16 protein-coding genes are annotated in these 26,109 nt (G+C 57.9%); 11 read left to right on the top strand and 5 right to left on the bottom strand.

The window, feature by feature from the left end:
- Positions 1-217: 217 nt before the first annotated feature.
- The 3 genes from HFP54_RS05090 (at position 218) to HFP54_RS05100 (ending at position 8,017) form a co-directional block, all read left to right on the top strand.
- Entirely contained in the window at positions 218-2,803 is a 2,586-nt protein-coding gene (locus tag HFP54_RS05090; RefSeq protein ID WP_168564314.1) for a dockerin type I domain-containing protein, read from the top strand.
- A gap of 247 nt (positions 2,804-3,050) precedes the next feature.
- Entirely contained in the window at positions 3,051-7,580 is a 4,530-nt protein-coding gene (locus tag HFP54_RS05095) for an Ig-like domain-containing protein (protein WP_168564315.1), read from the top strand.
- Positions 7,581-7,642: 62 nt separating this feature from the next.
- The gene (locus HFP54_RS05100; protein ID WP_168564316.1) at positions 7,643-8,017 is read left to right on the top strand and encodes a hypothetical protein; all 375 of its coding nucleotides are present in this window, start codon (positions 7,643-7,645) and stop codon (positions 8,015-8,017) included.
- A 13-nt stretch (positions 8,018-8,030) separates the two neighbouring features.
- Here the strand turns inward: HFP54_RS05100 and HFP54_RS05105 are convergent, their stop codons facing one another.
- Together HFP54_RS05105 and HFP54_RS05110 are read right to left on the bottom strand one after the other, a co-directional pair.
- Entirely contained in the window at positions 8,031-8,729 is a 699-nt protein-coding gene (locus HFP54_RS05105) for a class I SAM-dependent methyltransferase (protein ID WP_168564317.1), read from the bottom strand.
- On the bottom strand, positions 8,726-9,595 hold the full coding sequence (locus HFP54_RS05110) for a hypothetical protein (protein WP_168564318.1): 870 nt from the start codon (positions 9,593-9,595) through the stop codon (positions 8,726-8,728). Before HFP54_RS05110 ends, HFP54_RS05105 begins: the two co-directional genes overlap by 4 nt.
- Before the next feature lie 95 nt (positions 9,596-9,690).
- Between HFP54_RS05110 and HFP54_RS05115 the strand changes: the two genes are divergently transcribed.
- A complete protein-coding gene (locus tag HFP54_RS05115; protein WP_145302947.1) occupies positions 9,691-10,323 on the top strand; it encodes a thymidine kinase in 633 nt (210 codons plus the stop codon).
- A 51-nt stretch (positions 10,324-10,374) separates the two neighbouring features.
- On the opposite strand, the gene pyk is transcribed toward HFP54_RS05115, so the two are convergent.
- Positions 10,375-11,814 (bottom strand): pyruvate kinase, encoded by a 1,440-nt coding sequence (gene pyk / locus HFP54_RS05120; protein WP_146410784.1) that lies wholly within the window; start codon positions 11,812-11,814, stop codon positions 10,375-10,377.
- A gap of 126 nt (positions 11,815-11,940) precedes the next feature.
- On the opposite strand from pyk, the gene HFP54_RS05125 reads away from it, so the two are divergent.
- A complete protein-coding gene (locus tag HFP54_RS05125; RefSeq protein ID WP_168564319.1) occupies positions 11,941-12,795 on the top strand; it encodes an SDR family NAD(P)-dependent oxidoreductase in 855 nt (284 codons plus the stop codon).
- Between the two features lie 54 nt (positions 12,796-12,849).
- On the opposite strand, the gene HFP54_RS05130 is transcribed toward HFP54_RS05125, so the two are convergent.
- Complete coding sequence (locus HFP54_RS05130) at positions 12,850-13,449, bottom strand: hypothetical protein (RefSeq protein WP_168564320.1); 600 nt, start codon at positions 13,447-13,449, stop codon at positions 12,850-12,852.
- Positions 13,450-13,723: 274 nt separating this feature from the next.
- Here HFP54_RS05130 and HFP54_RS05135 point away from each other — a divergent pair, with 274 nt between their 5' ends.
- The 3 genes from HFP54_RS05135 (at position 13,724) to HFP54_RS05145 (ending at position 16,212) form a co-directional block, all read left to right on the top strand.
- Complete coding sequence (locus tag HFP54_RS05135) at positions 13,724-14,797, top strand: DUF1559 domain-containing protein (protein WP_146410778.1); 1,074 nt, start codon at positions 13,724-13,726, stop codon at positions 14,795-14,797.
- Positions 14,766-15,050: a hypothetical protein gene (locus tag HFP54_RS05140; RefSeq protein WP_146410776.1), complete on the top strand. Its 285-nt coding sequence runs from the start codon at positions 14,766-14,768 to the stop codon at positions 15,048-15,050. The genes HFP54_RS05135 and HFP54_RS05140 overlap by 32 nt, the downstream gene beginning before the upstream one ends.
- An 85-nt stretch (positions 15,051-15,135) precedes the next feature.
- The gene (locus HFP54_RS05145) at positions 15,136-16,212 is read left to right on the top strand and encodes a DUF1559 family PulG-like putative transporter (protein ID WP_168564321.1); all 1,077 of its coding nucleotides are present in this window, start codon (positions 15,136-15,138) and stop codon (positions 16,210-16,212) included.
- A gap of 185 nt (positions 16,213-16,397) precedes the next feature.
- Here HFP54_RS05145 and HFP54_RS05150 read toward each other — a convergent pair whose 3' ends face one another.
- Positions 16,398-16,625 carry a hypothetical protein gene (locus HFP54_RS05150; protein ID WP_168564322.1) on the bottom strand — a complete coding sequence of 76 codons (228 nt, stop codon included), beginning with the start codon at positions 16,623-16,625 and terminating at the stop codon, positions 16,398-16,400.
- Positions 16,626-16,732: 107 nt separating this feature from the next.
- Here HFP54_RS05150 and HFP54_RS05155 point away from each other — a divergent pair, with 107 nt between their 5' ends.
- From HFP54_RS05155 to HFP54_RS05165, 3 genes are all read left to right on the top strand, one after another.
- A complete protein-coding gene (locus HFP54_RS05155; protein WP_168564323.1) occupies positions 16,733-23,476 on the top strand; it encodes an Ig-like domain-containing protein in 6,744 nt (2,247 codons plus the stop codon).
- Between the two features lie 95 nt (positions 23,477-23,571).
- Complete coding sequence (locus HFP54_RS05160; protein WP_168564324.1) at positions 23,572-24,222, top strand: PEP-CTERM sorting domain-containing protein; 651 nt, start codon at positions 23,572-23,574, stop codon at positions 24,220-24,222.
- Between the two features lie 432 nt (positions 24,223-24,654).
- Positions 24,655-26,088, top strand: a complete 1,434-nt coding sequence (locus HFP54_RS05165; protein ID WP_168564325.1) for an O-antigen ligase family protein — start codon at positions 24,655-24,657, stop codon at positions 26,086-26,088.
- The last annotated feature ends 21 nt before the right edge of the window (positions 26,089-26,109 follow it).

The raw sequence follows: 26,109 nt of genomic DNA on the forward strand, positions 1-26,109 counted from the left end.
TCTGTCGCCGCCCGATTGGCGGTGGGAACCCTTGCGGGTTTTAACGCGTCCAACGATTTTGCGAGTCCATCGCGACTTCGCAGTCGTTCTTGATGGACTTGCGCGCGATCGTTTTCCCCCAGGCGAACGATAATGGTGCAGCGGTTTGTCGAATCGGCTGATGAAGCGTCAGCGCCGCAGGCCACCCACTTATCCCAAGCAGATCCCCTTATCGCTCATGGCTCGACGACCGAACGGTCCGCGAAAACGCGTTTCGGCACGACGCCTGCCCACACTGCAGGCGTTACAGCCGCGTCAGATGCTGGCCGCCGACGGGATCCCCCTAGGGGCAACCCCCACCGACACCGGTGAATTCTTGCTGGGCCGGGTTGCCGTCACACCGGTCTTCTTCGAAAGCTCACAGGCGACGTCCAACACGCAGAACTGGACCGCCGAAGAAATCGATGAAACCTTGGCAAAGATCGCCGACGGCGTCGCCTGGTGGTCGGATTTGCTGGATTCCTTTGACACGGTTCATCAACTGGAATTCGTCATCGATGACACATGGGCCCGCCAACCCGTGGTGGTTCCCTATGAAACGATCGAACTGACCAGCAACGGCCACAATCAACCGGCGTCGTCCTTCCTAAGCCCGCTGGGATACGGTGATTCCGCGTCGCTGGGTGATGCCGTTGTCCGCTTCAATCACGATCAACGTCAAAAGCTGAACACCGATTGGGCGTTCACGATTTTCGTCGCCGACGCCTCGGACGATCCCGACGGCGCCTTCGCATCCGGCGGTTCTTTTTCGACCGCCTTTGCGTATCCCGGCGGGCAATACATTGTCACGCCGTCGACCCGCCCGGCGTCGACCATCACCCATGAAATGGGCCATATCTTTTGGGCCCGCGATGAATATTCCGGCGGTGGATCCTGGACCGACACCCGCGGCTATTACGACGCCCAAAACTGGAACGCCGCCGACAACACGACCCCCGGATTTGTCCAACAGGTCAGCATCATGGGTGGCCGCGAATCGGCATCGCTGGCGTACAACACCCTGACCACCCCGGCATCCACCTTGGCCATGATCGGCTGGCGCGACAGCGACGGGGATGGCATCTTCGATGTGGCCGATGTCCCGCTGGATTTGGATTTGATCGGCAGTTTGGATCCCGATTCGGGCCTGTACCGGATCCAAGGCTCCGCGTCGGCGGTCCCGCTGTTGAACGCGAACAGTTCCGGAAACCAAAGCGACATCACGCTGAACGAAATCAGCCGTCTGGAATACCGTTTAGACGACGGCCCATGGATCACCGCCGAATCGCCACAAACACAGACCTGGGATTTCAGCCTGGATCTGGACGTTGGGACGGATTTTCAGTCGATCAGCTTTCGCGTCATCGATGACACCACGGGAATCACCAGCCCAACCGTCGAAGGCCAACGCGACGACCTGGCGATCAGCCAATCGGCCGTCCGTGGCGGCGTTTTCATCGACGCCGACGCCGACGGTGTACGTGACGCCGGCGAATCGTGGCTGGTCCTTGGTGACGTGACCCTTCGCGATACCAATGGCGACCCGCTGTTTTTTGCCAGCGTAAACGCAGCCGACTTGCCCGATCACGAAGTTCGATCGAACCACCCCGCAGGCGTCTTTTCGGCAACCGGTGACTACATCAACGATCGTGTGGCGGTGTCCGACACGTTCTGGCCTGACACAACGATTCGACGCGTCTTTCAACCCTACAACGTCTTTCAAAACAACTGGGTTGACCGCTGGGACGATCGCTCCGGCTTGGTCGCCCAACCCGCCCAGACCGTCGGCACTGCCACGGCCGACATCATCGGATATTCCGATGGGTCCTATGGCAGGATCGAGGCCTACGACGTCGATGGCAATCTGATCGCCCGCCAGGCCAGTCCCCCTCTAGACCCCGGCGAATCTTTCCAACTGGTGGTCGACGACCCACAGGGACGCATTGCCAAAATCATCGTCGGTGGTCACGCCGGCACCTCGATCGGCATCGAAGGCCTGCATTTCGGACAAGCATTCGATGCATCGCTGGGCGACGACGGATCGTTTCGTTTTGACGGATTGGCCGACGGCACCTACCAAGTCGCGATCACGCCCGACAACTTGACCCTGCAGACCGTTTCCGAATCGATCGACGTTACCGTGACCGGCGGCGTCGCCGCGCAGCAAACGATTCCGGTCCAGGTCGTCGACAGCCCCCGTTTCAACGCCGACAACCCGGTGGACGTCAACGGTGATCAGGAAATCAGCGCCTTGGACGCTCTACTGGTGATCAACGACCTGAACCGAAACGGAAATCGCACGTTGGGTCACGATGAAATGTCGGGGCTGGACATCGACGTTTCCAACGACGGCCAAGTCACCGCCAATGATGCACTGCGTGTGATCAACGCTTTGGCCCGCGGGGCAACCTCCGCCGGCACCGCTGGCGGTGGCGAAGGCGAAGCCGCCCAGCCGGCTCCCGCCACCTTGCCCCCCGCCCCCCAGGCTTGGGCATCCGCCACCTCATCCACCGGATCATCGGAAAGCGTCCTCGGCGATTGGGCGATTTCGGCATCCGCGGAGGGTGAAGAAGGCTTAGGGGAAAGCTCGCAAAGCCAGACAGAATCGACCAACGGCGCCATGTCGCCCCTTGCCTCGGGTCGTTCCGGTGCGGATTCTTCCGATCGTGAGGACGGAATCGACGAGCCCCGAGATTTTTTCTTTGGCCAATTGGGACAAGAAATTCATTCCAGCGATGACACAGATCCTTGGAACTTTCCGGGCACGGGCGAATCCAACGCCTAACAGTGAGTACGCGGATCGGATCGGTCGGACCGAACTTCACGAAACCGGAAAGTTGATAAAGCAGGTCGCCCAGATAAGATAGGGCCGACACCCAACCCCGATTCTGCGGTTTAGCGCTACCCAGAATCGCCTATTCGTCTCACTTTGACACACGCGATATCGCATAGCCGCCGTACCCCCCACGATTCGGCGGCTTCGCTTCTCCCCACCTTCCCCAAAGTCTTCGATCACCTCCCGAGATTTACAGATGAAAAATCTGAGTGATTTGCTTCGCCGCACCGGATGGATGGCACGTGCACCGCGGCGGGCAAACGCCCCGAAGCGTCGCCGATCCAAAGCGATGGGCGGCTCCTATGCCGATCGCCAGCTGCGAAGCGAAACCTTGGAGAAGCGGAACCTGTTGGCTGGCGATATCGGTTTGGCCAGCGACTATGCCTTTGCCCACAACTACTGGCACGCCGCCGACGTCGATAACAATCAGCAGCTGACCGCCAGCGATGCATTGCGAGTGATCAACCTGCTGAATCGGTCCGGCGGCGCGGTGGAGGTGACTCACGCCGGCCAGATTGATTCTTACGCCGACGTCAACGCCGACGGCATGGTCAGTGCGTCCGATGCCCTGTTGGTGATCAATTCGCTGAACCGCGGTGAAGGGGCCGGCGAACTGGTGGAATTGTTCGCCAATGCGACCATTGAGGGCGATGACGTTCTGCCCGGTCTGCCAAGCGAACAGATCCTGACCGATGCGTCCAATCGTGAGATCAATGTCGAAGTCGGCGAGATCTTCTATCTGCAAGTCAGCTACAGCGACCTACGCACCGCCGGCGACGATATCGGTGCGTTCCAGGTTCGTACCGATTTTGAAGTTGACCGGCCGGGCTTCCTCATCCCGGTCCTTAGCGAAACGCAGCAACTGACGTTTGAAGGCAACATCCGTAGCGCCACCAGTGGCACCATCACCCTGGAACGAGAGGGAGTGGGCTCGACACAGATTCCAATTCAGGACTACCTGGACCAAGGGGCCGCCGCTCTGGAAACAGCCATCGAAGCTCTTGGCGTTTCCAGCGATCAATACCAGTTGCGACGATTCGACAACCGCGTGCTGTTTGACGGCCAGCCGGATGATGTCGACCCGACCAACCAGACTTGGGAAATCCGTTACGACATCAATCAGTTTGCCAACCAAGATGTGCCCAACATTTCGGTTTCGACCACCATGTCGGGCGGACAAGAAGTCATCGCTGGACTGGACATCGATGTCCGCGCCGCTAGCACCGCAACGCCGCCGATCGACGGCTCCGGTGCCATCAACGGCGATGCCGCAGGTGACAACGTTGACACCCGAAGCAATACCGTTCCGTTCGCTCGGCAGTTTGGAACCTTCGGCGACGAAATCTACGGCAGCCTGAAATACGGCACCTTCGACCAGACCACCGGCGCCTTTGACGAAATTGGTGTTGCGGGCCCGAACAGCGTGCTGGGCTCAGTGGGAGAAAGCAGCCTGTTCGAACCGTTTGACACCTTCAGCATCCCCGTGACCATTACCCAGCCGGTGACCGGCTTGGTAGTCACGATGACCAAGGGCGAAGACGACGAAGCGATCCTGTTGCTGGGACGTGACGAGAAAGTTCCGAACGACTTGGTGTTCGTCAACGAATCTCAAAGCCAGATCATTATCAATGCGACGGGCGATGCGATCGGTGTGACCGCCGGCGATACCTCAGAGTCGCTGGACGAAGACACACCGATCACGATCGACTTGGCAGCGTTGACCACCGTCAACAGCGGCGACACACCGACCTTCAGCCTGACCACCAACGGTTCGCTCGGCAACGCCACGATCAACGGCAGCACGCTGACCTACACTCCGAACGCCGATGTCTTCGGCGGCGACACCCTTGTCTACACGGCGACCAACAACGCCGGCAGTGACTCGGGAACCATTTCGCTGACGATCAACTCGGTCAACGACGAGCCGGTCGCCGGAGACGATTCGGCCACGCTGGATCAAGACACCAACGTCACGATCGATGTGTTGGCCAACGACAGCGCCGGTCCCGCCAACGAGAACCAAACGCTTAGCATCACATCGATTTCGACGGCACCGGCCAATGGATCGGCACAGATCAGCAACGGCCAGGTCGTCTACACTCCCAACGCCGGATTCTTCGGCAGCGATAGCTTCGAATACAGCGTGACCGACGGTATCGATTCGACGACCGCGACGGTCACGATCACCGTCAACGAAGTGAACACCGGATTGGTGGCCGCCGATGGCACCCTGACCACCACCGAAGACGCCATGGCGGCGGTGACGATCGACCTGGAAACGTTGGTGTCGATCAACTCCGGTGGCGACGCGACGATCTCGATTGCGACCGGGGCCAGCCGCGGAACGGCGACCTTGAACGGAACCATTCTGTCCTACGTCCCGAGCGAGGACGAATTCGGTACCGACACGATTACCTACCAAGCGACGAATAATGATGGAACCGATACCGGGACCATCACCGTCACGATCGATCCGGTCAACGACGAACCGATTGCCAACGACGATACCGCGTCGGGTGACGAAGACACCGCAATCGTGATCGACGTGCTGGGCAATGACGCCGCCGGCCCGGCCAACGAAACCGAGGCGATCGAAGTCACCGCCGTGACCGATGGTGCCAACGGAACCACCTCGATCAATGCCAACGGCACGATCACCTACATCCCGAACACCGACTTCAACGGCACTGATAGCTTCACCTACACGATCAGCGATGGTGAACTGACCGCGACAGCAACCGTGAACGTGACCGTCAATGCGGTCAATGATCCGCCGGTCGCCGTCGATGACACCGCGACCGTGGACGAAGATTCCAGCGTCGTGATCAGTGTCTTGGATAACGACGATGACGGAGCCACCAACGAGTCCGACACGCTGTCGATCACCGCTGTCGGCACCCCGTCCAACGGTACCGCCGTCGACAACGGTGACGGCACGATCACCTACACCCCAGCCGCCGACTTCTTCGGTTCGGATAATTTCACCTACACCATCACCGACGGAACCGATACCGATACGGCAACGGTCACGGTGACCGTCAATCCGGTCAACGATGGACCGGTTGCGACCGACGACACGGCCCTGACCGAACAAGATACAGCAGTCACGATCGACGTCCTGGCCAACGACAGCGCCGGACCGGCCAACGAAGGCGATTCGCTGACCATCACCGGAATCGCCTCGGGGCCGAGCAACGGGACGGCACAGGTTTCCGGAAATCAGATCGTCTACACGCCGAACACCGACTACTTCGGCTCCGACAGCCTGACCTACACCGTCACCGATGGAACCGACACGGCCACCGCGACGGTCAACATCACCGTCACTGACGTCTTGGATCCGCCGACCGCCGTCAACGGAACGCTCGATGCGGTCGAAGACGCGGGAACAGTCACGCTGGACTTGGCCACCTTGGTCACGGTGGAAACCGGCGACACTTTCAGCATCACGCTCAATGGGTCTCCCGCGCGTGGCACGGCAACATTGAACGGAACCGTGTTGAACTACACACCGGCCCCCGATGAATTCGGCACAGACTCGGTCAGCTTCACGGCCACCAATTCGACCGGCAGCGACACCGCGACGGTCGCCATCAATATCGAAGCCGTCAACGACCCACCGATTGCGGATCCTGAGACCGAAAACGTCAGCGCCACGCAAAACACGTCGGTGACGTTCAACGTCCTGGCCGGTGCATCATCCGGTGCGGAAAACGAAAACGATACGCTCAGCATCGTCAGCGTCAGCACCCCAGCCAACGGCACCGCGGTGGACAATGGCGACGGCACGATCACGTACACACCCGACACTGACTTCGAAGGGAATGATTCCTTCACGTATGAACTTAGCGACGGTGAAAACACCATCACCGCGGAAGTCAACGTGGTCGTCCGTGTGTTCGGCCCGTCAACCGTCGAAGGTTTTGTCTTCTTTGACTTGGTCGACAACATCGTCGAATACAGCCAGGATCCGCTGAACGTCACCCCCATTCGAAACGGCGTCAAAGACACGTACGAAAACGGACTCGGCGGCGCGGAAGTCAAACTGGTTTCATCCGCGGCAAACAACATCCTTGGCGAAGACATCGAACTGGATGTACTGACCCGCCTGGACGGCAGCTTTAAGTTTGAAAATGTCGCGCCCGGCACCTACGAAGTGGTGTACGACGCACCGGGATCGATCATCGTCGGAACGACCATGTCCACGGGTTCGGCAACGCCGCTGACCAGCAGCACCATGGAAGTGCAAATCGATGATGAAGGTGACGAGGAAATCGCCGGCCTGAACTTCAGCCTGTACGGTGTCCGCAGCAGTGGCCTGGGATACTTGAACCTGTTGGCGACCAAGCACATCAACGAAAACGGTGCCATCAACGAACTCAGCGGTGGCGGCGTCGAAGGTGGTGTCGTTGCCCTTCATGAAGACGGCACTCAAGAGTTCTTCCAGCCCAACGAAGGATTTGACGACGTCGACTTTGCCGAACTGGTGCTGAACGACAGCCATGACGAAGCGTTGTTGACGATCATTCGAAATGGCGTCATCGAAACGGCTCGCCTGTCGCAGGATCACTTTGTGGTCAACGACGCGGGCACCGGTGTTCAATTCTTTGGATCGGTGGACGATTTTGACTTCGCCCCCGCCGACATCGATCTGCTGCGTGCAGAATTTGACCAATACCGCAACGCGATCGATGAAGTCCTGGCTGACTTGGGCAGCGACGTCTGATCCATCAAATGCACCGAATTCGTTTACGCAAGCCGTGGTTGAAAGCGACCACGGCTTCTTTCATGAATGACCAACCCTTGGACGTCGACGCGATCAAATCCGACGTTCCGGACACCGATACGTCGTTGTTGCCTCCCGGTGCCGATGGGTTCTTGGTCTATCAACGAACGTTCAATCGGCCGACCGGCATCGGCGATGCCACACGTGTCCATCTTCAAATCGACAGTTGGGCCGGGCATCTGGCGTGGGTCGACCTGAACGGCGATGCACTCGCTCGTGACCTTCCGCAAAGCCGCGGCCCGCTGCGGATCGATGTCACACCTTCACTGCAATCCGGCAATCGGTTGCGAATTGGACTGCGAGCGACCGATCAGCAGGCTCTTCTAAACGGTGAAGTCTGCCTGTTGATTGAAGACACCTCTTCCAATTCAGCCTGAATCAGATATCACGCTAACCGTTGACGCTTGGATCGATCCTCCGACGATAGACGCTGCTGTCGATCCATCCCAAAAAGTCGCGACGCTGCGAATGCTTCTGCCATCCGGCGCGCCACATTGCACCGGAGACGTCTGGCAATCGGCGCGTTTTCAATCCCGTCGCGTAACGAAAAAAGATGATCATCAGGTTGATCCACATCACCGCCCACCAGCGTGTCAGTCCGCCACGTGGCTCGATAAAATCAACCACGTACCAAACGCCATCGGATTGAACGCAACAACCAATCTGTCGCACAACGTCGTCCAATTCGTCATCCACAAAGCAGTCCAAGTGAAACGCGGTGACGACCACATCAAAACGCCTTTCAATCGGCAACTGCCTTGAATCTGCCTGGACGAAACGGACAACCGACCGGTTGTCCGTTGAAGCGTTTGAATCCTGCGACCACCCTGCCCCATCGATTCGCTTTCGCTGCAACAACAGCATCTGTCGACTGTAATCGACACTGACGACTTGCTCCGGTGCAAACCGCTGAAGAAATGCTTCCAGCAAACGCCCGTCACCGTCACCGACGAACAGCACCGCGTTTGGACTGGCTGGCAGGTCATCCAGCCCACGCTGCCTGGCACGTTGCAACCGGCCACCAAAACGACTCCATTCCACCCAGCGATACCATTTGGCCAGCCGATCATAACCATCGGGTTGCTTCATCGGACATGCATCCACGATCGATACAGCAGTTGTGTGCCGACCACCAACATCGGCGGCACGATCAACGCGGGGTCAGCCAGCAAAGCGAACCGTGAAGCTTTCCCCGGCGTCACGCATTGCATTCGGTAGACCAGACCCGACAACGCAAAGCATGATGCGACCACCGCCGCCCCCAGCGTCCATGCCAACCACTCGGTCGCCAGCCCCCACACTGACAACGCCACCAAGCCGATCGTCCATACGTACAGAAAGCGATCATGGATGTGGCCCGCTGACACGGATTCATCGCCGACCCGCAACAGCCACACGCTTTCCGACCTGGAAACAATCCAGCAGTTCAGTGTGAACAGGCCGGCCAGCAAAACACCAACGGAAACTCCCCTGCCCCCGTTCATCATGCCTGCGTTTGTGGCGTATGCCCCGACGACACCGGCGGCAAACAGGACTCCGACGATCGGTTCCTTCCATTGCATTGCCGACCGGCGACGAAAGGCATGAACCCACAACAAGTACAGGCCAACAGCCAGTGCCAGAACGACGCCAAACAATTGCACCGCCGAGGGCAAATAGATGGTCGCCACCACCGCATCGATGCCAAACACCGTCGTCCACACAATCAGCAACAACCGCCAGTTTCGACGCGAAAATCGATGCCTGGCCGTACGCACGGCGGCCCCGCTGCGGAATGAATCCAACAGCCGATCGCCGCAATAGATCAACCAAACGGTCATCGCCAGAACCGAGCCCGTCGCGATATCCTTGCGATTTGCTACGCTAAAAATGTTCGCACTGTGGTCATTCTCGCACGTCAGCACGACGAACCAGACGACTGCCACGATCGGTGCATCCAAACTGGTGACGTTCAACACAAGAATCAGCCGCCACAGCCCGCGCGCTCGACTCGGCCATACTGATTTCAAAAACGCCACTTTTCCCCGATCAGATGTTTCATTGAAAACTGATGGCCAAACTGTATTTCTATTATTCGGCAATGAATGCCGGCAAGTCGACCATGCTGCTGCAGTCAGCCTACAACTATCGGGAACGGGGTATGACGCCGGTCATTTTGTCTCCCGAGATCGACACCCGCGAAGGACGGTCCACCGTTTCGTCACGCATCGGCCTATCGCAACAAGCCATCAGCTTCACCACAGCCGACAACCTGTTCGCGATCGTCCAACGTCTGGTGGAACAAGGGCCGGTGGATTGTGTTCTGATCGACGAAGCCCAGTTTCTGACCCGCACTCAAGTTCGGCAACTGGCCGACGTTTGTGACAGCCTGGATATCCCTGTTCTAACCTACGGCTTGCGAACCGACTTTCAGGGGCACTTGTTTGAAGGCAGCGAGATGCTTCTTGGTTGGGCGGACACCCTGTCCGAGATCAAAACGATCTGTCACTGCGGACGCAAAGCCACCATGAACATGCGGATCGATGATCAGGGGCGTGCCATCAAACACGGCCAGCAAATCCAAATCGGTGGTAATGAACGCTATGCATCGGTTTGCCGTTTGCACTTTCAACAAGGCATGGCCGAACGGCGTCCCGACGAATTGCCGTTGCTGGATAAATTGGATGACAACGGCATTGGCTAGGTCGACACGTTCGGCGGCAACGTTGCATCACCCATTTCACCAGCGATCGATTCATTCCACGGTGTGAACCAACACGAAATTGTTGGCCCGCTTCATCACACCGGTACCCGCAACGAAAACGACCTTGTCGCCGGCATGCAGCTTGTCGTGCATCCGACCCCACTGACAGATTTCAGAAATCAGTCGTTGGGCATCGTCAATCTGTGGCATCAACAGCGGCTTGATCCCCCAAAACAGACTCATCCTGCGAACCGATCTCGGATCATCGCTGGCACCGAGCGTCGGGATCAGGCTTCGCATCCCACTTTTGCTTTTAACCCAGGCCGTCCCACCGCTGTGCGTCGCGATCACCAACACCTTCGCGGCGATCGTTTCGGCGATCCCCGTCGCCGCCAGCGTGACCGCGGTGGTCACCGGATGCACGTGGTTGTTTTCCGGTGGCTCGACACGTTGCAGCCCCAACAGTTGCCGCTCGGTCTGTCGCATGATTCGATTCATCGTCTTGACCGCTTCGACGGGATAGTCGCCGATGGCCGTTTCGCCGGACAACATACAGGCATCGGTTCCGTCCAGAACCGCGTTGGCCACGTCCGAGGCCTCCGCCCGGGTCGGCCGACGACTGTGGTGCATTGATTCCAACATCTGTGTCGCCACGATGACCGGCTTCATCTTGTCCTGACAAACGCGAATGATTCGTTTTTGGGCGACCGGCGTGTCGGCGACATCGATTTCCACGCCCAAGTCGCCACGTGCCACCATCACCCCGTCGGATTCTTCCACGATGTTCTCAAGGTCTTCCAACGCCTCAGGCTTTTCAATCTTCGCGATCACCAAGGCCTCCGATTCATAGCCTTGTAACAGCGATTTCAACGACTTCACGTCGCTGGCTGAACGCACGAAAGACAGACTGATAAAGTCGATGTCATTCTTCACCGCCCAAATCACATTGTCGATGTCTTTGGGCAGCAATGCCGAAACGGAAAGCTTCACGCCGGGCAGATTGATACCTTGGCGACTGCGAACTTCACCCGGTCCGGTCACCCGACAATCCGCACGATCGGCTGTCACCTTTTCGACCTTCAGGGCCACCGTACCGTCGGCCAACATGACCCGATCGCCGACTTCCAATTCGTCGATCAACCGCTTGTAACTGCTGGTCAGCTCATTCGGCGCTCCCGGTGTATCGCCCCGGACAAAGCTGACACGCATGTCCCAATCGCACTGCAGCGGATCGGAAACCAACTGCCCCAGTCGCATCTTCGGACCGGCCAAGTCCAACAAAACCCCGACGGGAAATCGTGTCTGCTCGGCTGCCTGGCGAATGGCGGCCAGCACCCGATCGTGATCCTCTCGAGTTCCATGTGCCGTGTTGATCCGAAAAACATCGACGCCCGCCTCGATCAATTCCGCCAACCGGTCGACACTGTCACTGGCCGGTCCAACGGTGGCAACAATCTTGGTCGATGCTTCTTCAAATCGTGGTCGCGTCATCGGGTCGGGGTCTTTCTGGCAAGATGCGAAACGGTTCGTCCGTTCTATGAATGTAAACGTCGACGGCTATCATGCGAGTCCGCCACGGCAATCCAGGCTTGGCAATCATGGCACGCAGGCTTTTCGATGACACAACCACACGATTCCCCCTCGTTGCGTTTCGAATCCCCGGTCGCCCTGGTCACCGGCGGCTCGGCGGGGCTGGGAACGGCAATCGCCCGCGCGCTTCTGCATCAAAACTACCACGTCTTGATCGTGGGCCGAGACTTCGAGCGGTTGCGTCTGACGGCAGACCAATTGGCGTCAGAGGAAAAAGCTGCGCCGTCTGCCGAATTGCACCAATACGCATGCGACGTGACCAATCTCGACGAAGTGACCAAGCTTGCCGAGTTCGTCTCCGACCGTTTCGGCCGGCTGGATGTCTTGGTCAATGTGGTGGGCCAAAGCGACCGCGGCTTGGCCAGTGAGATCACCTTGCAGAGAATTGACGAATTGGTCCGCATGAACGTCCACTCGGCCGTCATCTGCACCGAAGCCTTACTGCCGTTGATTCGCGAAAACCGGGGCAGCGTCATCAATATCGGATCGCTTGCATCGAAAATTCCGGCCCGGTACCTGGGTGGCTACTGCCTGGCCAAACACGCGTTGTGCGGCTGGACCGATCAACTGAGCCTGGAAATGCGGCAACACAACGTGCATGTCGGCCTGGTTTGCCCAGGACCGATCGCACGACAAGATGCCGGACATCGCTACGACAAACTGCTGGCAGACGATCTGCCACCGGAAGCCGCTGCCCCCGGTGGTGGTGCAAAGATCAAGGGACTGCCGCCGCAGAAAGTCGCCGACGCCGTCATCGATTGCATCGCCAAACGCAAACGCGAGATCATCTTGCCCGGCAAAGCAAGGCTACTGATCATCCTGCGGGCAATCTTTCCGGCTTGGGGTGATCGAATTCTGCTGCGCATGACCAGCGGAAAATAAGCCGAACGCACTCTCTTTGACCGCCGCCAAGCGATGACGCCTGCCGAATCCGTCCTACTGCGTTGACGACTGGCCCGGAATCTCCAACGTGATCAACTCCATCGTGTTGACCACCTCAGTCGCCGGCGTGCGATTGATCGCCTTGACCAATCCGCCGGGCACTTCGTTACTGGACCACGTCTGCGTGTACGTGATCCCGGCTTCCACCTTGGATTCAATCTTTTTCCAAGTGGTTTCAAAGGTGCCAGCTTCGACCTGCAAACGTTGCTCGCCCTGCTCCTTCACACCCTTGGCTTGACCGAACCGCTTCGGATCGATCCCCGGCGGCAAACGGAAGTAATGCGGGTTACGCAGCTTCATCTGCGGAAGCTTGGACTCTGATCCGTCCTCGGAAACCATGACCACGGTCCGGCCGATCACCACAGCCTCATCGGTCTTCTCCAAAAGTTCTTTGGACGTCTTTTCGATCTGCTTTTTGCCGTCGCGTTCGGTGACGGAGCGAACCACCACTTTGGTCCCGACAGGAAAAGACTCCCACGCGGTGTACACGGGATTCTCCCGCTGCGAAGCGGACCGTTGCCCCGCCTGCACAAACGTCGACAACACGAACAAGAACGAAATCGATATTACAGCCAGCCGGACTCTTGGGGGCATAACCAAACCTTCTTGGGATCTAAGAGAGCGTTGAATCACGAAGCGAGCCATTAGAGCCGCGACCAGAAGTACGGCAACCTTTGAACATCGAGACCTAACAAAGTGCTTCATTGTGAAGCCCTCGTGAAGTCTCTCGGAAAAGACTGAATTGGCTTTGCACACCCGGATGGCCGCTACTAACTTTCCCGCCTGTCAACACCACCGAAGCAACTGGTTGCTGCCGAATCAAGCCACTTCATCAAATCTCCATAAACACATTCCTTTGGAAAACCTCATGTCTTCTTCAAGACGCACAAATCGACCCAGCGGTTTTACGCTGGTCGAACTGTTGGTTGTGATCGCCATTATCGGCGTTCTGGTCGGGCTATTGCTTCCGGCCGTACAAGGTGCACGGGAAGCCGCTCGACGCGTCCAGTGCATGAACAACATGAAACAAATGGGACTGGCCGCACTCAATTTCGAAAGTGCTTATAAGAAACTGCCCGAAGGCCCGATGGACGGTGACCCCGAAGCGGTGGACTACAGCGGATCACCAAACCCCGCCGGATACAACTATCGCGAAACACCCCCGGCCTACGGTGGCACCACCTGTTGCCGTGCTGCAACACGACGCGGATTCAACCAGTTTTATAAGATCCTGCCCTTCATGGAACTTCCGCAGGTTTATGACCTCGGGCGGGATGACCCTCCGTTCTGGCCGAACCAACCCAACAACGGCGGCGAAGACGACGTCGCCAAGGTGGCCATCAGCCACTACTACTGTCCCAGTCGTCGACCTCCCAAGCTCTACAACAATAATCTTCGCGGGCGTCTAGATTACGCGGGCTGTGCCGGCTTCTTTCAAGGCGAAACGATTGAAAACACCGATGACATCCCAGAACCTCCCTTGGGACTGGGCCCGCGTGGCGACGAACGCTCCAACGTCAATCAGGGCGACACCCCGGGTCGCAAAGGTGCAATCGTTTGGCCCGGATTTGGGACCAAACGAACCCTAGGTGATATCACCGACGGGTTGTCGAATTCCATCATGTTCGCAGAAAAATCCATCGCCAAAAAACGCTATGGCACCGACGGCGGAGACAACGAACGGTGGAACAACAGCGGTTGGGACGAAGACTGCATTCGCTGGCACTTCCCCCCGATCAGCGACCGCCAGGCACCTGAGTTTCGCCCGGGAACCACCAGCAGCACCGCCTGGCGTCGATACTTTGGCGCTGCTCATGCGGAAGGCTTGAATGCCGTGCGATGCGATGGCAGTGTCAACTTTTACGCCTACACCGTCGACGCAGAACTTTGGAAAAACCTATGCGTGATCGATGACGGCGAACAAATCCAAGAATCCGAATAAACGCCCGATCAAGTTCATCAAATCACAACATTCAAACCGTAAAACACCACAAAAAGAAATGAACATTTTAAACATTGCAAAAACCTGGATGACGCCTGCCAAATTCGGCATCTGCATGATCGCCGGGATAATCACCGTCACCAGCCTCGGATGTGGCGGCGGCGATGTCATCAATGATGAACCGCTGTCCGCAGAAGACGAAGCTTACATCAAGCAGATCGACGAAGAAATTGACGCAGCCGAAGGCGGCTGATCATCGACCAGACCGGTCGCTATCGACTTTACACGTCTTGGGGCATGGTAATTCCATCGCCCCATTTTCGCATGAAACCAATTCCATGAAACACCGCAAAAACCCGCCTCCACACGCCGGCTTCACCCTGGTCGAACTGCTCGTGGTGATCGCCATTATCGGGGTTCTGGTCGGCTTGCTTTTGCCGGCCGTGCAAAGCGCCCGAGAAGCTGCTCGCCGCACCCAGTGCATGAACAACATGAAACAGATGGGCTTGGCAGCCCTAAATTTCGAAAGTGCCTACAAACATCTTCCCACTGGTCCGATGGACGGCGATCCAGAAGCGATCAACTTGGATGGAAGCCCTAATCATGCCGGCCGAAACCACGGCGGACGTGCCCCGACGTACGGTGGGACGGTTTGCTGCCGTGCCGCCACCCGCCGCGGATGGAATCACTTCTTTAAGATCCTGCCCTTTATGGAACAGCAAGTGGTTTATGAACTAAGCCGCGATGATCCGCCGTATTGGCCCTATGTCACCAATAACGCGGGTGAAGACGATGTCGCCAAGGTTGCGATCGGTGGATACCATTGCCCTTCACGCCGCAGTCCCAAACTTTACAACAACAACCTTCGCGCACGTGTTGACTACGCAGGGTGTGCGGGGTTCATGCATGGACCGACCATCGCCGGCACCAATGACATCCCGGAGGCTCCGTTGGGCGAAGGCCCTGAAATTAGCGAACGTGGTTCACCCAACATGGGTGACACACCGGGAAGAAAAGGCGTGATCGTTAACCCTGCACTGGGCGCCAAGCGATTGCTATCCGAAATCACCGACGGACTTTCCAACACCGTTATGTTTGGCGAAAAGAGCCTTCCCAAGGATCGGCATGGTGTTGACGGTGGCGACAATGAACGCTGGAACAACGCCGGATGGGATGTCGACGACCTGCGATTTCACTTCCCGCCCATCCCTGATGCCCAGGCACCGCCTTACAAACCCGGCACCACCGGCAGCACCGCTTGGCGACGATATTTTGGGTCCGCCCACGCGGAGGGCCTCAATGCGACCCGAGCGGACGGAAGTGTAAATTTCTATTCCTACATGGTTGATCCTGAAGTTTGGATGTACCTATGCATCTGTGACGACGATGCGACCATTGACGAAGAAGCTTTATAAGAAGGCGTCGACTGAATCGTCATTCAATCCATCGATCATGACCTCAAGCTTGTGTTTCGAGCTTGAGGTTCTTTATGCGCCAGGCCCGCAGGCCTGTCTGATCAGGCACGAGAACGGAACAACCTTCCCAAGCTGACCTGATAATCCAGCACCACATAGACCCGGCCAAAGAATGGCCACCATCACTATTTTTGAATCCAGTCGGGATCAGAGAACGAGAAGGCATCCGTCGTAACCAGATCCTTATAAAACTCACCACTGACACTCACATACAAAGATGAGAATTCCATAAAGGTTCCGCGACGATTGAGCACAGAAAGTCTTGAGGCACTTTCAGTTTCCCCGTGTTTTCTGCTCTGAACGCGGATAGCCGTCAACAAACGAACACGCATCCCGTGGGGGATGGGGGGCATGTCGTCACCGTCTTTGTTTCTTGCAGGGAAAGACGCAGCGGGTACTCTCCCGCAACAAACCGTCAGATTCCCCAAATCCTATAGACTCACCCTCAAGGCCCCATTCAATGAGCGCCTCGCAGAAGCCTCACGTTGCCAAAGCATCTCGATCACGAAAAGAAAACAAGAAGCGATCGCGGCGAAGCCGACGTAGCCGCAGCCTGCTGGTCCAGAACCTGGAAGACCGCCAACTGATGGCCGCCAACGTCCTGGACGACGTGATTGACTCCACGGAGCTGTCCAGCGTCAACTCGGAAGGCCTCAACGTCCTGATCAACGACAGCACCGGGAACGAGGCTCAGACCGTCTCGGCGTTCAACGCCGAGGTCGACCTGACGACTCTTCCGGATTTGGCTCCGGTCAACGATTCGGATTGGTTCATTCCGATGCGTCAGGATCCGAACGATCCTTCGAAGGAAATCCCGCAGCGATCGATCTTTGAAGGCGCGGTGCTGTTCAATGATGAACGCGAGGATGTCAGCAACGGCGGCGCGAACAACGGCGACATCGACTTGCTGCGTGATGACGACGCCGACTTCACCAACGACCACCTGCTGACCAACGGCAACCGGCTGAACCCGACGACCCCCGGCGACCGTCTTGACGCGTCCGAAGGGATGTTGATTGCAACGCTGCGAAGTAACGATCCGGTGGACGCGTCCAATGTGAATTTGGGCGTTCCGCAATATGCCAGCGAAGGTGGCGGAGAAACTTGGATCGCCATCGCGGCGGGACCAGAGAACAACGGCGAACTTTCCATCGACACCTCCGCCGCGTTCTTCCCCTACGACGCTGGATGGATCGGTGCAACCTTCAACGGCAGTGCCAGCTTCACGACGGGTGCCAAAGATGCTGACGGAAACGGGATCCTGTCGGCAACCGGCTCGGGGGGCGTCTACGAAGTGACCGTCCCCGGGGTCAACGATTCTTTCTCCGACGGATTCTTGTTCGGCATGGGAGCCGACAACGAAGACAACTACACCCGGACTCGTCCGATCGGCGACAACCAATGGGCCGTCCAGCACCGCGACAACGCCGCAGAGATCGGTGGTTCGGAAGGCGACGATTTCAATGTGCTGTACATCCCTCGCACCACGCGAGGTTTGATCGGCGGTGTGGTCGATGGCGACAGCACCGATACCAATTCGATGCTGGATGAGTTCGGCGACTTTACGTTGCTGCCGCAAGGCGACGGCTTGTACAAGCTGACCGTTCCCGGTCACGACATCACCTCCGGTGTCCTGATCATGGAAAACTATGACCTGACGGTCACCGAACCGCGGAACACCTACTTCACCTACGACGCCGACCCCAACGATCCGTCGTCGATCCTGATCCGCCAGTTCGCATGGAATGGCAACACGGAAGAACGTTTGGACACGGACTTTGTGTTCTTCTTCATCCCGTTTGAAAACGACCTGGGTGTGACGTCGGATCTGGAGGTCACCAGTCTGGGGGCAACCACCGATGCACCGGGCGCGCTGGGTGGCCTGAGCGATGGGGGCGTTCCGGTTTCGGTATACGCCGACGGATCGATCAATTACGACTTTGACCTGGCTGCTTTGGTCGAAGGTGACGTCCATACCGACACGTTCGTCTACGAAGCCACCGACCCGGCGACCATGGAATCGGCCATCGGAACGGTTTCCGTGACGCTGCGTGGAACCAACGATGCCCCGATCGCCATCGGCGAACTGGCGGATCGCGACATCAACGAAGACGAAACCGAAGTGATCGACCTGGCGGCCATCTTCGATGACTTGGACAACGGGGATTCACTGACCTACTCGTTCGATCCCGGGATCGGTGGATTGTTCTCGGGCGAAATCGTTGGCGACACGTTGACCGTGACCCCGACACCCGATGCATTCGGTTCCACGACCATCTCGGTCACCGCGACCGATAGCACGGGCTTGACATTGACCTTGTCCGCATCGTTCAACCTGGTTCCCGTTGACAATGATGACGTGGTCGCAGTCGACGACGTGGCGGTGACAGACAAAGTCACTCCGCTGGACATTGCGATCCTTGACAACGATTACCACCCAGACACTTCGCCGTTCTCGGTTTCCGCCGCTCACATCGGCGGAAACCCCGAAGCGACCGGCAACGGCGACACCGTTTGGACGGTGGATGCGACCACGGCGGCGCCCAACGACTTGACGATCCAAAGCCCTGCCAACCGCGGTGACGTGGCGGTTGGACGTGGTGGCAGCGATCTGTCGCTGACCGATGGTGTCTTCTTGGGCACCGTTCGCGATAACACGGATCCGTTCCAAACGGTCAACGCCTATGCAGCGTTCAGCAGCTATGGCTTCGCCACCGACACCGGTGTCGGTGGTGGCGAGCGAAACTCACCTTTGCATGCCGCGTTCTTCCCGTTCGCGGAAGGCTGGACCAGCGGCCACGTCGCATCAGACGGCACGTTGCTAGGCGGCGTCGGTGTTTCCCAAGCGAACGTGACCAAATTGGGCACAGGCCTGTTCGAGGTGTCGATCCCCGGTGTTACCAACGCTTCGTTCGACGGAATGCTGTTTGCCATCGGCGGAAACAACGATGACAACATTGTTTCGGTGATGCCATCGGCGTTCGGCAACACATGGCAGATCCGTCAGATGGACAGCGATAGCGATATCGACGGATTCGAAGACGACGCATTCAGTTTCGTTTACATCCCGGCGTCGACCGCCGGATTGATCGGCGGTCGAACGCAGGAACAAGAAGGCTTTGTCAGCCTGGTCCAGTCGTTCGGGGGCGCGTCGCTTGACTTCAGTTCGCAATCCGGCGATTACTTGGTCAACATCCCTGGCTACACGCCCAATGACGGTGCGTTGATCGCCGTGTCTTCTGGTTCGGTATTTTCCACCATTGATGGCATCCCGACTCAGGTCCCGGCCAATCACCAAACCGTCGCCGTCGCCGATGGCAACAGTTTCCGCATTCAATTGAAGCAATCCGGCGACTATGCGATTCCGTTGACGGTCGAAGGCGTCGAGACCCCGGACGTTCAGTTCATCTTCCTGCCGTTCGATCAGCCACTTGAACGTGTCGAGAATCTCGATTTCAGCATGACGTCGTTTGACACGACGTCGGCTCTGGGCGGAACGATCACGGCCGGTCCGGATGGAACCTTGCAATACGATCCGTCCACCGGCAACGCTTCGATCACCGGGCTTGGCAATGGCGAATTTGTCGAAGACACCTTCACCTACACCGTCACCGATGGTCGTGGTGGGACATCGACCGCAACCGTCACGGTAACCGTTCAAGGTCCTAACCGCGATCCCGACGCTGTCGACGACACGGTCAACCTGAACGAAGAAAACAGTAAGGGTGCCGTTTTGACGGTCCTGGGCAATGACACCGACCCGGACGTCATCGACCTTCGTGGCCCAATCCAAGGCGTCGCCGCCGGCAATCTGTCGGTTGACGAATCGAGCGTCTGGAGTGTCGCGCAAACCAGTGCGACCACCAACGCGATCACTCTGGGTGCCGGTACGACTGGTGAAGTCGAAGTCCAAATTGATGGCGGTGCGATCGCGCCAGCCAGCGGCATCACCTTGGCAACCGTCCGCGAAAATCACGACGATGCGGGCCCCAACGCCAGCTTGGTGCAGGCCTTTGCGAACGGTTCGGGCGGCACGTCGCTGGCAATCGAAGCCTTTGCGACGGACACTAGCACCGATGCCGACGTATCGGTCGCATACTTCCCGTTTGCCGATGGATGGATCGGTGGACACGTCGACGCCGGTGGTGCCTTGATGTCCGGAAACGGACTGACCGCGACCGACATCGTGCGTACCGGCGATGGCCGCTATGAAGTCACTATCCCCGGCGTCACCGATGCCTCAATCGACGGATTCTTGTTCGTCATCGGAAATGAAGACTCCGACAACGCTGTGTCGTCGCGTGCGATTTCCGGCTCGGGCATGTACGAAGTCGCCGTGCGTGACAACCAGCAAGACTTTGGTGATGGCGAAGACGGCGGTTTCAGTTTCCTGTTCGTTCCGCGTAACGCTGAAAACCTGATCGCCGGGACCGTCAATGCCGGATCGGGCTTGGCCAACCCGGTCAGCCTTGCGATCGGCGACTTCACCTTGGAGCGTCAAGACATCACCGATGGTGGTCAGCAGTGGAAGTTGACCATTCCTGGCCAGTCACCCGACACGGGCATGTTGGTGCTGACGAACCAAGACAATGGCGAATTGGAAGACAACTACTTGTCTTACGAGTCAGACGGTTCGGGCAGCTTCCTGATCCGCAACCACGACATGCCGGGATTGGGTCGCCAAAACCAGCCGTTCACGTTCATGTTCGTCCCGTTTGACGGCACCGCCAAGCCGGTCAGCCGTCCGGTTACCGGACCGCTGTCGATTCAATCGGTCGACGCGACGAGTGCATTGGGAGCAAGCGTCACGATCAATGCCGATGGCACGCTGTTGTACGAACCGGGCACCCTCTTTGACGACTTGTACTCGGACGAATCGGTTGTCGACACCTTCAGCTACACCGCCACCGACGGATTCGGCGGTTCCGATACGGCCACCGTTACGGTCAACATCAATGGTTTCGGTGAAGCTCCGGAGATCGACCTGGGCACCGGCCCGGCCTACTTCGGCATTGGCGATTCACCCGTTGGCATTGCACCGTTTACTGACTTGATTGAAATCGACGATGCCAACGTCGACGGCGCCGTCGTCACGGTGGAAATCACCGGCGGCGGTGTTGCCACCGACGAACTGGCTATCCGGAACGAAGGCACGGGCCTGGGCCAATTTGGCGTCAGCGGTGGGGACATCACCTATGAAGGGACGATGATCGGATCCTTCACCGGTGGCGATGGCACCAACCCGCTGGTCATCACCCTGAACGCCTCGGCCAACGGTGCGATCACCGAACGATTGCTGCAGACGATCACGTTCAACAACACCGACAGTGCAATCCTACCCGGTACTCGTGAAGTCACCTTTAGCTTGGTTGATGGCGGCGGACGATCGAAGGACGCGGCCGCGACTACTGTTGAACTTCGTTACATCCGATCACGTGAGATCCAAGAGGGCGTCGACTGGGGCTATGGGATCTATGAAGGCACCGACGACGCACGTCTGCTCCAGTCGCAATCCGATATCGTTCAAGACCCAGCCGCAGGAATCTGGATCGACTTTGACAGCGGAAGCAGCAACTCTCAAGGCGTCTTGCGATTCGGAAACATCTTTGGGGACGGCCCCGGGCAGATTCCGGTCGGATCCATCATCACATCAGCAACCTTGACATTGAACTCCGACCTGGGCGCTTCTTCCAATGCACAAGGTGACGGTGCCCGCATGTTCCGCATGCTGCAGGACTGGGATGAGTCGCAAGCGTCGTGGGATTACTTCACCGACGGCCTTGTCAATCAAAGCACGACCGGTGGCGGGGTTCCCGATGGCGTCGAAGCTCGCACTGAATTTGAGTCCGCCATCGGTACGGAGTCCTTGTCAGGTTCCACAGGCACCGGCTTTTTAGACTTCAGCGTTCTGCCTGATCTGCGAGCCTGGGCCAGTGGTGAAGCCAACCACGGCTGGGCCATGATCCCTTGGGAAGGCGGCAGCGACGGCTGGTACTTCGACTCGTCTGAAGATCCCAACTCGACTCATCGTCCCCGGCTGAGCATCGAATGGTTGCCGGCCGATGCGGTGGACGTTGTCAGTTTCCAAGACGGCGTTGATGGATACGAAGGCACGGTCGATACCGAGATCGACAGCAATGGTGCGGATAGCGACTTGTCCGCCGCCACGACCCTGTTCATCGATTCGCCGAGCTCCGGTGCATTGATTCGTTTCGATGACATCATCGGCGAGGCGGTCGGCCAAATCCCCGCCGGATCACAGATCATCTCGGCTCGGCTTCGCACCGCTAGCACGACCAGTAACGCCCAAGGGGATGGCGGTCGGTTCTATCCCATGCTGACCACGTGGTCGGACACCGACACGTACAACACATTGGTCGACGGCGTCAGCACCGATGGAACCGAAGCATCCGACGTGTTCCATACCCAAGCCGGTTTTGAAAGCCGCAACCCGAACGTCCAAGGCGGTTTCCATGACTGGGACGTGACCACGGATGTTCAAGCCTGGGTCAACGGAACGACCGACAACAACGGGTGGTTCGTCAACCACTGGGAAAGCGGCACCGATGGTTGGGGATTCCAATCATCCGAAGCATCGGAAATCACCGAACGCCCGCGTTTGGAAATCTATTACACCGATGCACCGGCAGGCACGGCACCACAAGTTTCTGATGTGGTCATCGCCGATGGCACCGACCAACGATCGATGGTCAGCGAAGTCACGGTGTCGTTCGATCAAGACGTCAACGTTCAACCCGGTGCGTTTGAACTGGAGAAGCTTGGCAATGGTGGTGGCATGGTCGATGTGACCGCATCGGATGCCGTCTTCAACGCGGCCACCAGCCAGTGGGAAATCATTCTGACGTTCGGCGGAAGCTTGGTGGAAGCCAACGCAACCAACTCGCTGACCGATGGCAACTATCGACTGACGATCAATCGCGAATTGATCACCGGCGTGACCGGTGGCATGTCGATGGCCGATGACCGCGTCGATGACTTCTTCCGGTTCTACGGCGACGTCAACGGTGACCGTCTCGTTGGCATTGGAGACTTTGGTCCCTTCCAAGCCTCATTCAACAAGCAGGATGGCGACGAGGACTTCAACCCCGCTTTGGACTCCAACGGCGATGGGCTGATCGGCATCGGCGATTTCGGTGCGTTTCAAGGGCGATTCAACACTCAGCTGGATCCCCCCGCTTCCTGATCCCCAGGACTGGATTCACCGATGCACGCCGTCGGTTATCCCCAAACCTTTCCTCTTTCATTTGATTCTTGATTCGCAACAAATAGGACCTTTCGATGATTTGTTTCCATAAAACTGCAGCCAGCCTTGTGGCAGTGCTGTTGGTCGCGGGAGTCGCCCGCCAGAGTTGTGCAGAAGTTAGCATCAGCGTTGCTTTGACACGCACTGACGGACTTGGCGTTGGTGATGCGTTCGATCCGAACAGCACGATCTTCGCCGATTTCTCGATGGAACTCCTGGCAAGTGATTCCGTCGGCAGTTTCCAGACTTCCATTGTCTACGATGCGACCGAACTGCGTCTGGTCAACGCCGAGCAAGTTGCCGTCACTGGACTCCCCATCGAATTGGCTCCCGGTGTTGACGACAGTGTGCCCGGAGAAATTCGTGGCTTTGATGCCGCTACGTTTGTAGGTGGCGTCCAAGGGCCAACGAGCTTTGTGTTCGGTCGCGCTGAATTCGTGACGCTTGAACAGCCGATCGGAACCGTTGACGACGGGTTGGCCGACATCACCCCGTTTTTCACCGGTTTTGATGGAGTCAATGCGGTGGGTGGTGCCGCGATCGATCCGGTAGGTATCATTTTCAATCCGGCTAGTGTCTCGATCACCGCGGTTCCCGAACCGACGTCGTTGGCCGCGTTGGGTCTGATCAGCAGTGGCGTTGCCTATCGCATGCGTCTTCGTCGCAAGACGGCAGCCAAGAAGTAAAGGGGTCTGCGACTTCAATCGCGGATGATCGTCGGCCCGCCGTCGATCTCGGCCCGAAACTGACAAGGCGGAACTGGTCCTAAGTGACCAGTTCCGCTTTTTTCATGCGCTAACGCGGTCGATTCCACGCGAAAGCTTGGTGGCATCGCGAATCTCTTTGACCGCATCAATGAGGGATTCTTCCTCAGCGTCTGCAAATCAAGATGGCCGATGACCTCGCACCTTTGAATCACCGCAGGTGCTTGCCCGGACGCGTGGACGCATCAATACTGATGCCCCCCACCACAGAGGAGTCAGCGGCGACGCTTGACCAGGTCTGCCGGCTGGGTCCCCACAAAGATCTGGCACAACCCCTACAGGGCCACCCCACATTCGCCACCGGGACCTCTTTTCCATTGGCCACGGCACGGCTTTGAATCAGACTGTTTCCCCATGAGTCGTCCGCTGTCGATCCCTTTGTCAAGCTCCGCCCCATCACCGCCCGAATCGCGGTTGGAAGCGGTCTTGGCTGCGCCACTGGCACCATTGGCCTGCGCGTTGGCTCTCTTAGCGGCCGCGTTGGTCAATCCGTTGGACGTGGGCTTCCGGAACGCGGCGGAGAGCGATTCAGTCGGTTTGGACTGGCAGGTCGCGCTCAAACTGGTCGTGTCGGGAATTGCCGGTGGCGTCGGCTTCTTGGGTTTTCTGACCAACTGGCGGGTCCGCGATGCATTGGCCCGTTTGCCCGGAATGTTCTTCGTCGCACTGGGATTCGTCTTTTTGGGGACGTCACTGTTTGCCTTGGACGAAGTCGCCAATGTGTGCCGCGTCGCTGCATTGATCTATTGCATTTACGTCCTGTTCATCCCGACCGCGTTGTCGTTCCTGTCATTGCGAACCATCGTGCTGATGGTGTTGACCGGTTTGGTCATGCACATGGTGGTGTCTTGGTTTCTGTATTTGTTCGTCCCTGAAATCGGCGTCTACGAGGAACGGCTGATCGGCGAAACCGTTGTTTTGCGGATGTCAGGCACAGCACACCCCAACTCCGTTGGACGCGTCGCCGTGCTTGCGATTGTGATTTGCATTGCCTTGTTGCGGGGTGGTCGTGTCGGGACGGTGTCACCGCAGAAAGGATTGATCCTGTATGCCCTAATCGCGTTGGCCATCGCGACGGCAATCGAAACAAAAAGCCGCACCGCAATCGCGGCCGGAATGGCATCGACCATCGTGATGCTGATCGACCTGGCGGCCAGTCGGTTCGGACGAATCTTGGCCGCCATGGCCGGCGTCGGCTTCTTCGCCGCAATACTGGTTTATGGGCTAGGCAACGGCGCAGAAGACTTTGGTTCGACCATTGTTTCGCTGGGCACCAAAACGGGCGACGCATCGGAATTGACCACTGCGACGGGGCGGACTGTCATCTGGACCGAAGCGTTGTCGTTGATTGCCCAGCGTCCATGGACGGGATGGGGTTTGAACAGCGCGCCGATTCTCCTGGCTGAGTTTTCCCAGCACACGCATAACCTTGTTTTGCACTGTTTGTTTTCCGGCGGCATCTTCGCGGGCATTCTTGCGTTGGTCTTGGTCGGCTGGACACTGCTGGTAGGCCTGACGTCCAATGAGCCTTTCGTGCGAGGAATCTCCGCCTACGTCCTTGTTTCGGGAATGTTCGAAGACACCGTTTTTGAAACGTTTCCTTTTTCGTCCACGTTGCTGTGGATGACCGGACTGTTTGCGCCGGTGATCTATGGGAACTTGGCCAGCGACAAAAGGTTTGGAATGCCAAGCTGGCCATCGCTTGTCGGCAACGCCGACTTCACCGGTTCCGCGTCTGCTTCGGTTGATCCACCGAAGCGTCCCTCCGATCAAACGTCGGTCCAATGATGCTGATTTATCGTTTGTCCG

The sequence above is a fragment of the Crateriforma spongiae genome (genome assembly GCF_012290005.1).
GTDB lineage: Bacteria > Planctomycetota > Planctomycetia > Pirellulales > Pirellulaceae > Crateriforma > Crateriforma spongiae.

Coding starts and splice junctions, on each gene's coding strand:
- HFP54_RS05130 (WP_168564320.1), bottom strand. CDS start 13,449: ATGCCCCCAAGAGTCCGGCTGGCTGTAATATCGATTTCGTTCTTGTTC.
- HFP54_RS05095 (WP_168564315.1), top strand. CDS start 3,051: ATGAAAAATCTGAGTGATTTGCTTCGCCGCACCGGATGGATGGCACGT.
- pyk (WP_146410784.1), bottom strand. CDS start 11,814: ATGACGCGACCACGATTTGAAGAAGCATCGACCAAGATTGTTGCCACC.
- HFP54_RS05125 (WP_168564319.1), top strand. CDS start 11,941: ATGACACAACCACACGATTCCCCCTCGTTGCGTTTCGAATCCCCGGTC.
- HFP54_RS05100 (WP_168564316.1), top strand. CDS start 7,643: ATGAATGACCAACCCTTGGACGTCGACGCGATCAAATCCGACGTTCCG.
- HFP54_RS05090 (WP_168564314.1), top strand. CDS start 218: ATGGCTCGACGACCGAACGGTCCGCGAAAACGCGTTTCGGCACGACGC.
- HFP54_RS05165 (WP_168564325.1), top strand. CDS start 24,655: ATGAGTCGTCCGCTGTCGATCCCTTTGTCAAGCTCCGCCCCATCACCG.
- HFP54_RS05135 (WP_146410778.1), top strand. CDS start 13,724: ATGTCTTCTTCAAGACGCACAAATCGACCCAGCGGTTTTACGCTGGTC.
- HFP54_RS05160 (WP_168564324.1), top strand. CDS start 23,572: ATGATTTGTTTCCATAAAACTGCAGCCAGCCTTGTGGCAGTGCTGTTG.
- HFP54_RS05145 (WP_168564321.1), top strand. CDS start 15,136: ATGAAACACCGCAAAAACCCGCCTCCACACGCCGGCTTCACCCTGGTC.
- HFP54_RS05105 (WP_168564317.1), bottom strand. CDS start 8,729: ATGAAGCAACCCGATGGTTATGATCGGCTGGCCAAATGGTATCGCTGG.
- HFP54_RS05115 (WP_145302947.1), top strand. CDS start 9,691: ATGGCCAAACTGTATTTCTATTATTCGGCAATGAATGCCGGCAAGTCG.
- HFP54_RS05150 (WP_168564322.1), bottom strand. CDS start 16,625: ATGCCCCCCATCCCCCACGGGATGCGTGTTCGTTTGTTGACGGCTATC.
- HFP54_RS05140 (WP_146410776.1), top strand. CDS start 14,766: ATGACGGCGAACAAATCCAAGAATCCGAATAAACGCCCGATCAAGTTC.
- HFP54_RS05155 (WP_168564323.1), top strand. CDS start 16,733: ATGAGCGCCTCGCAGAAGCCTCACGTTGCCAAAGCATCTCGATCACGA.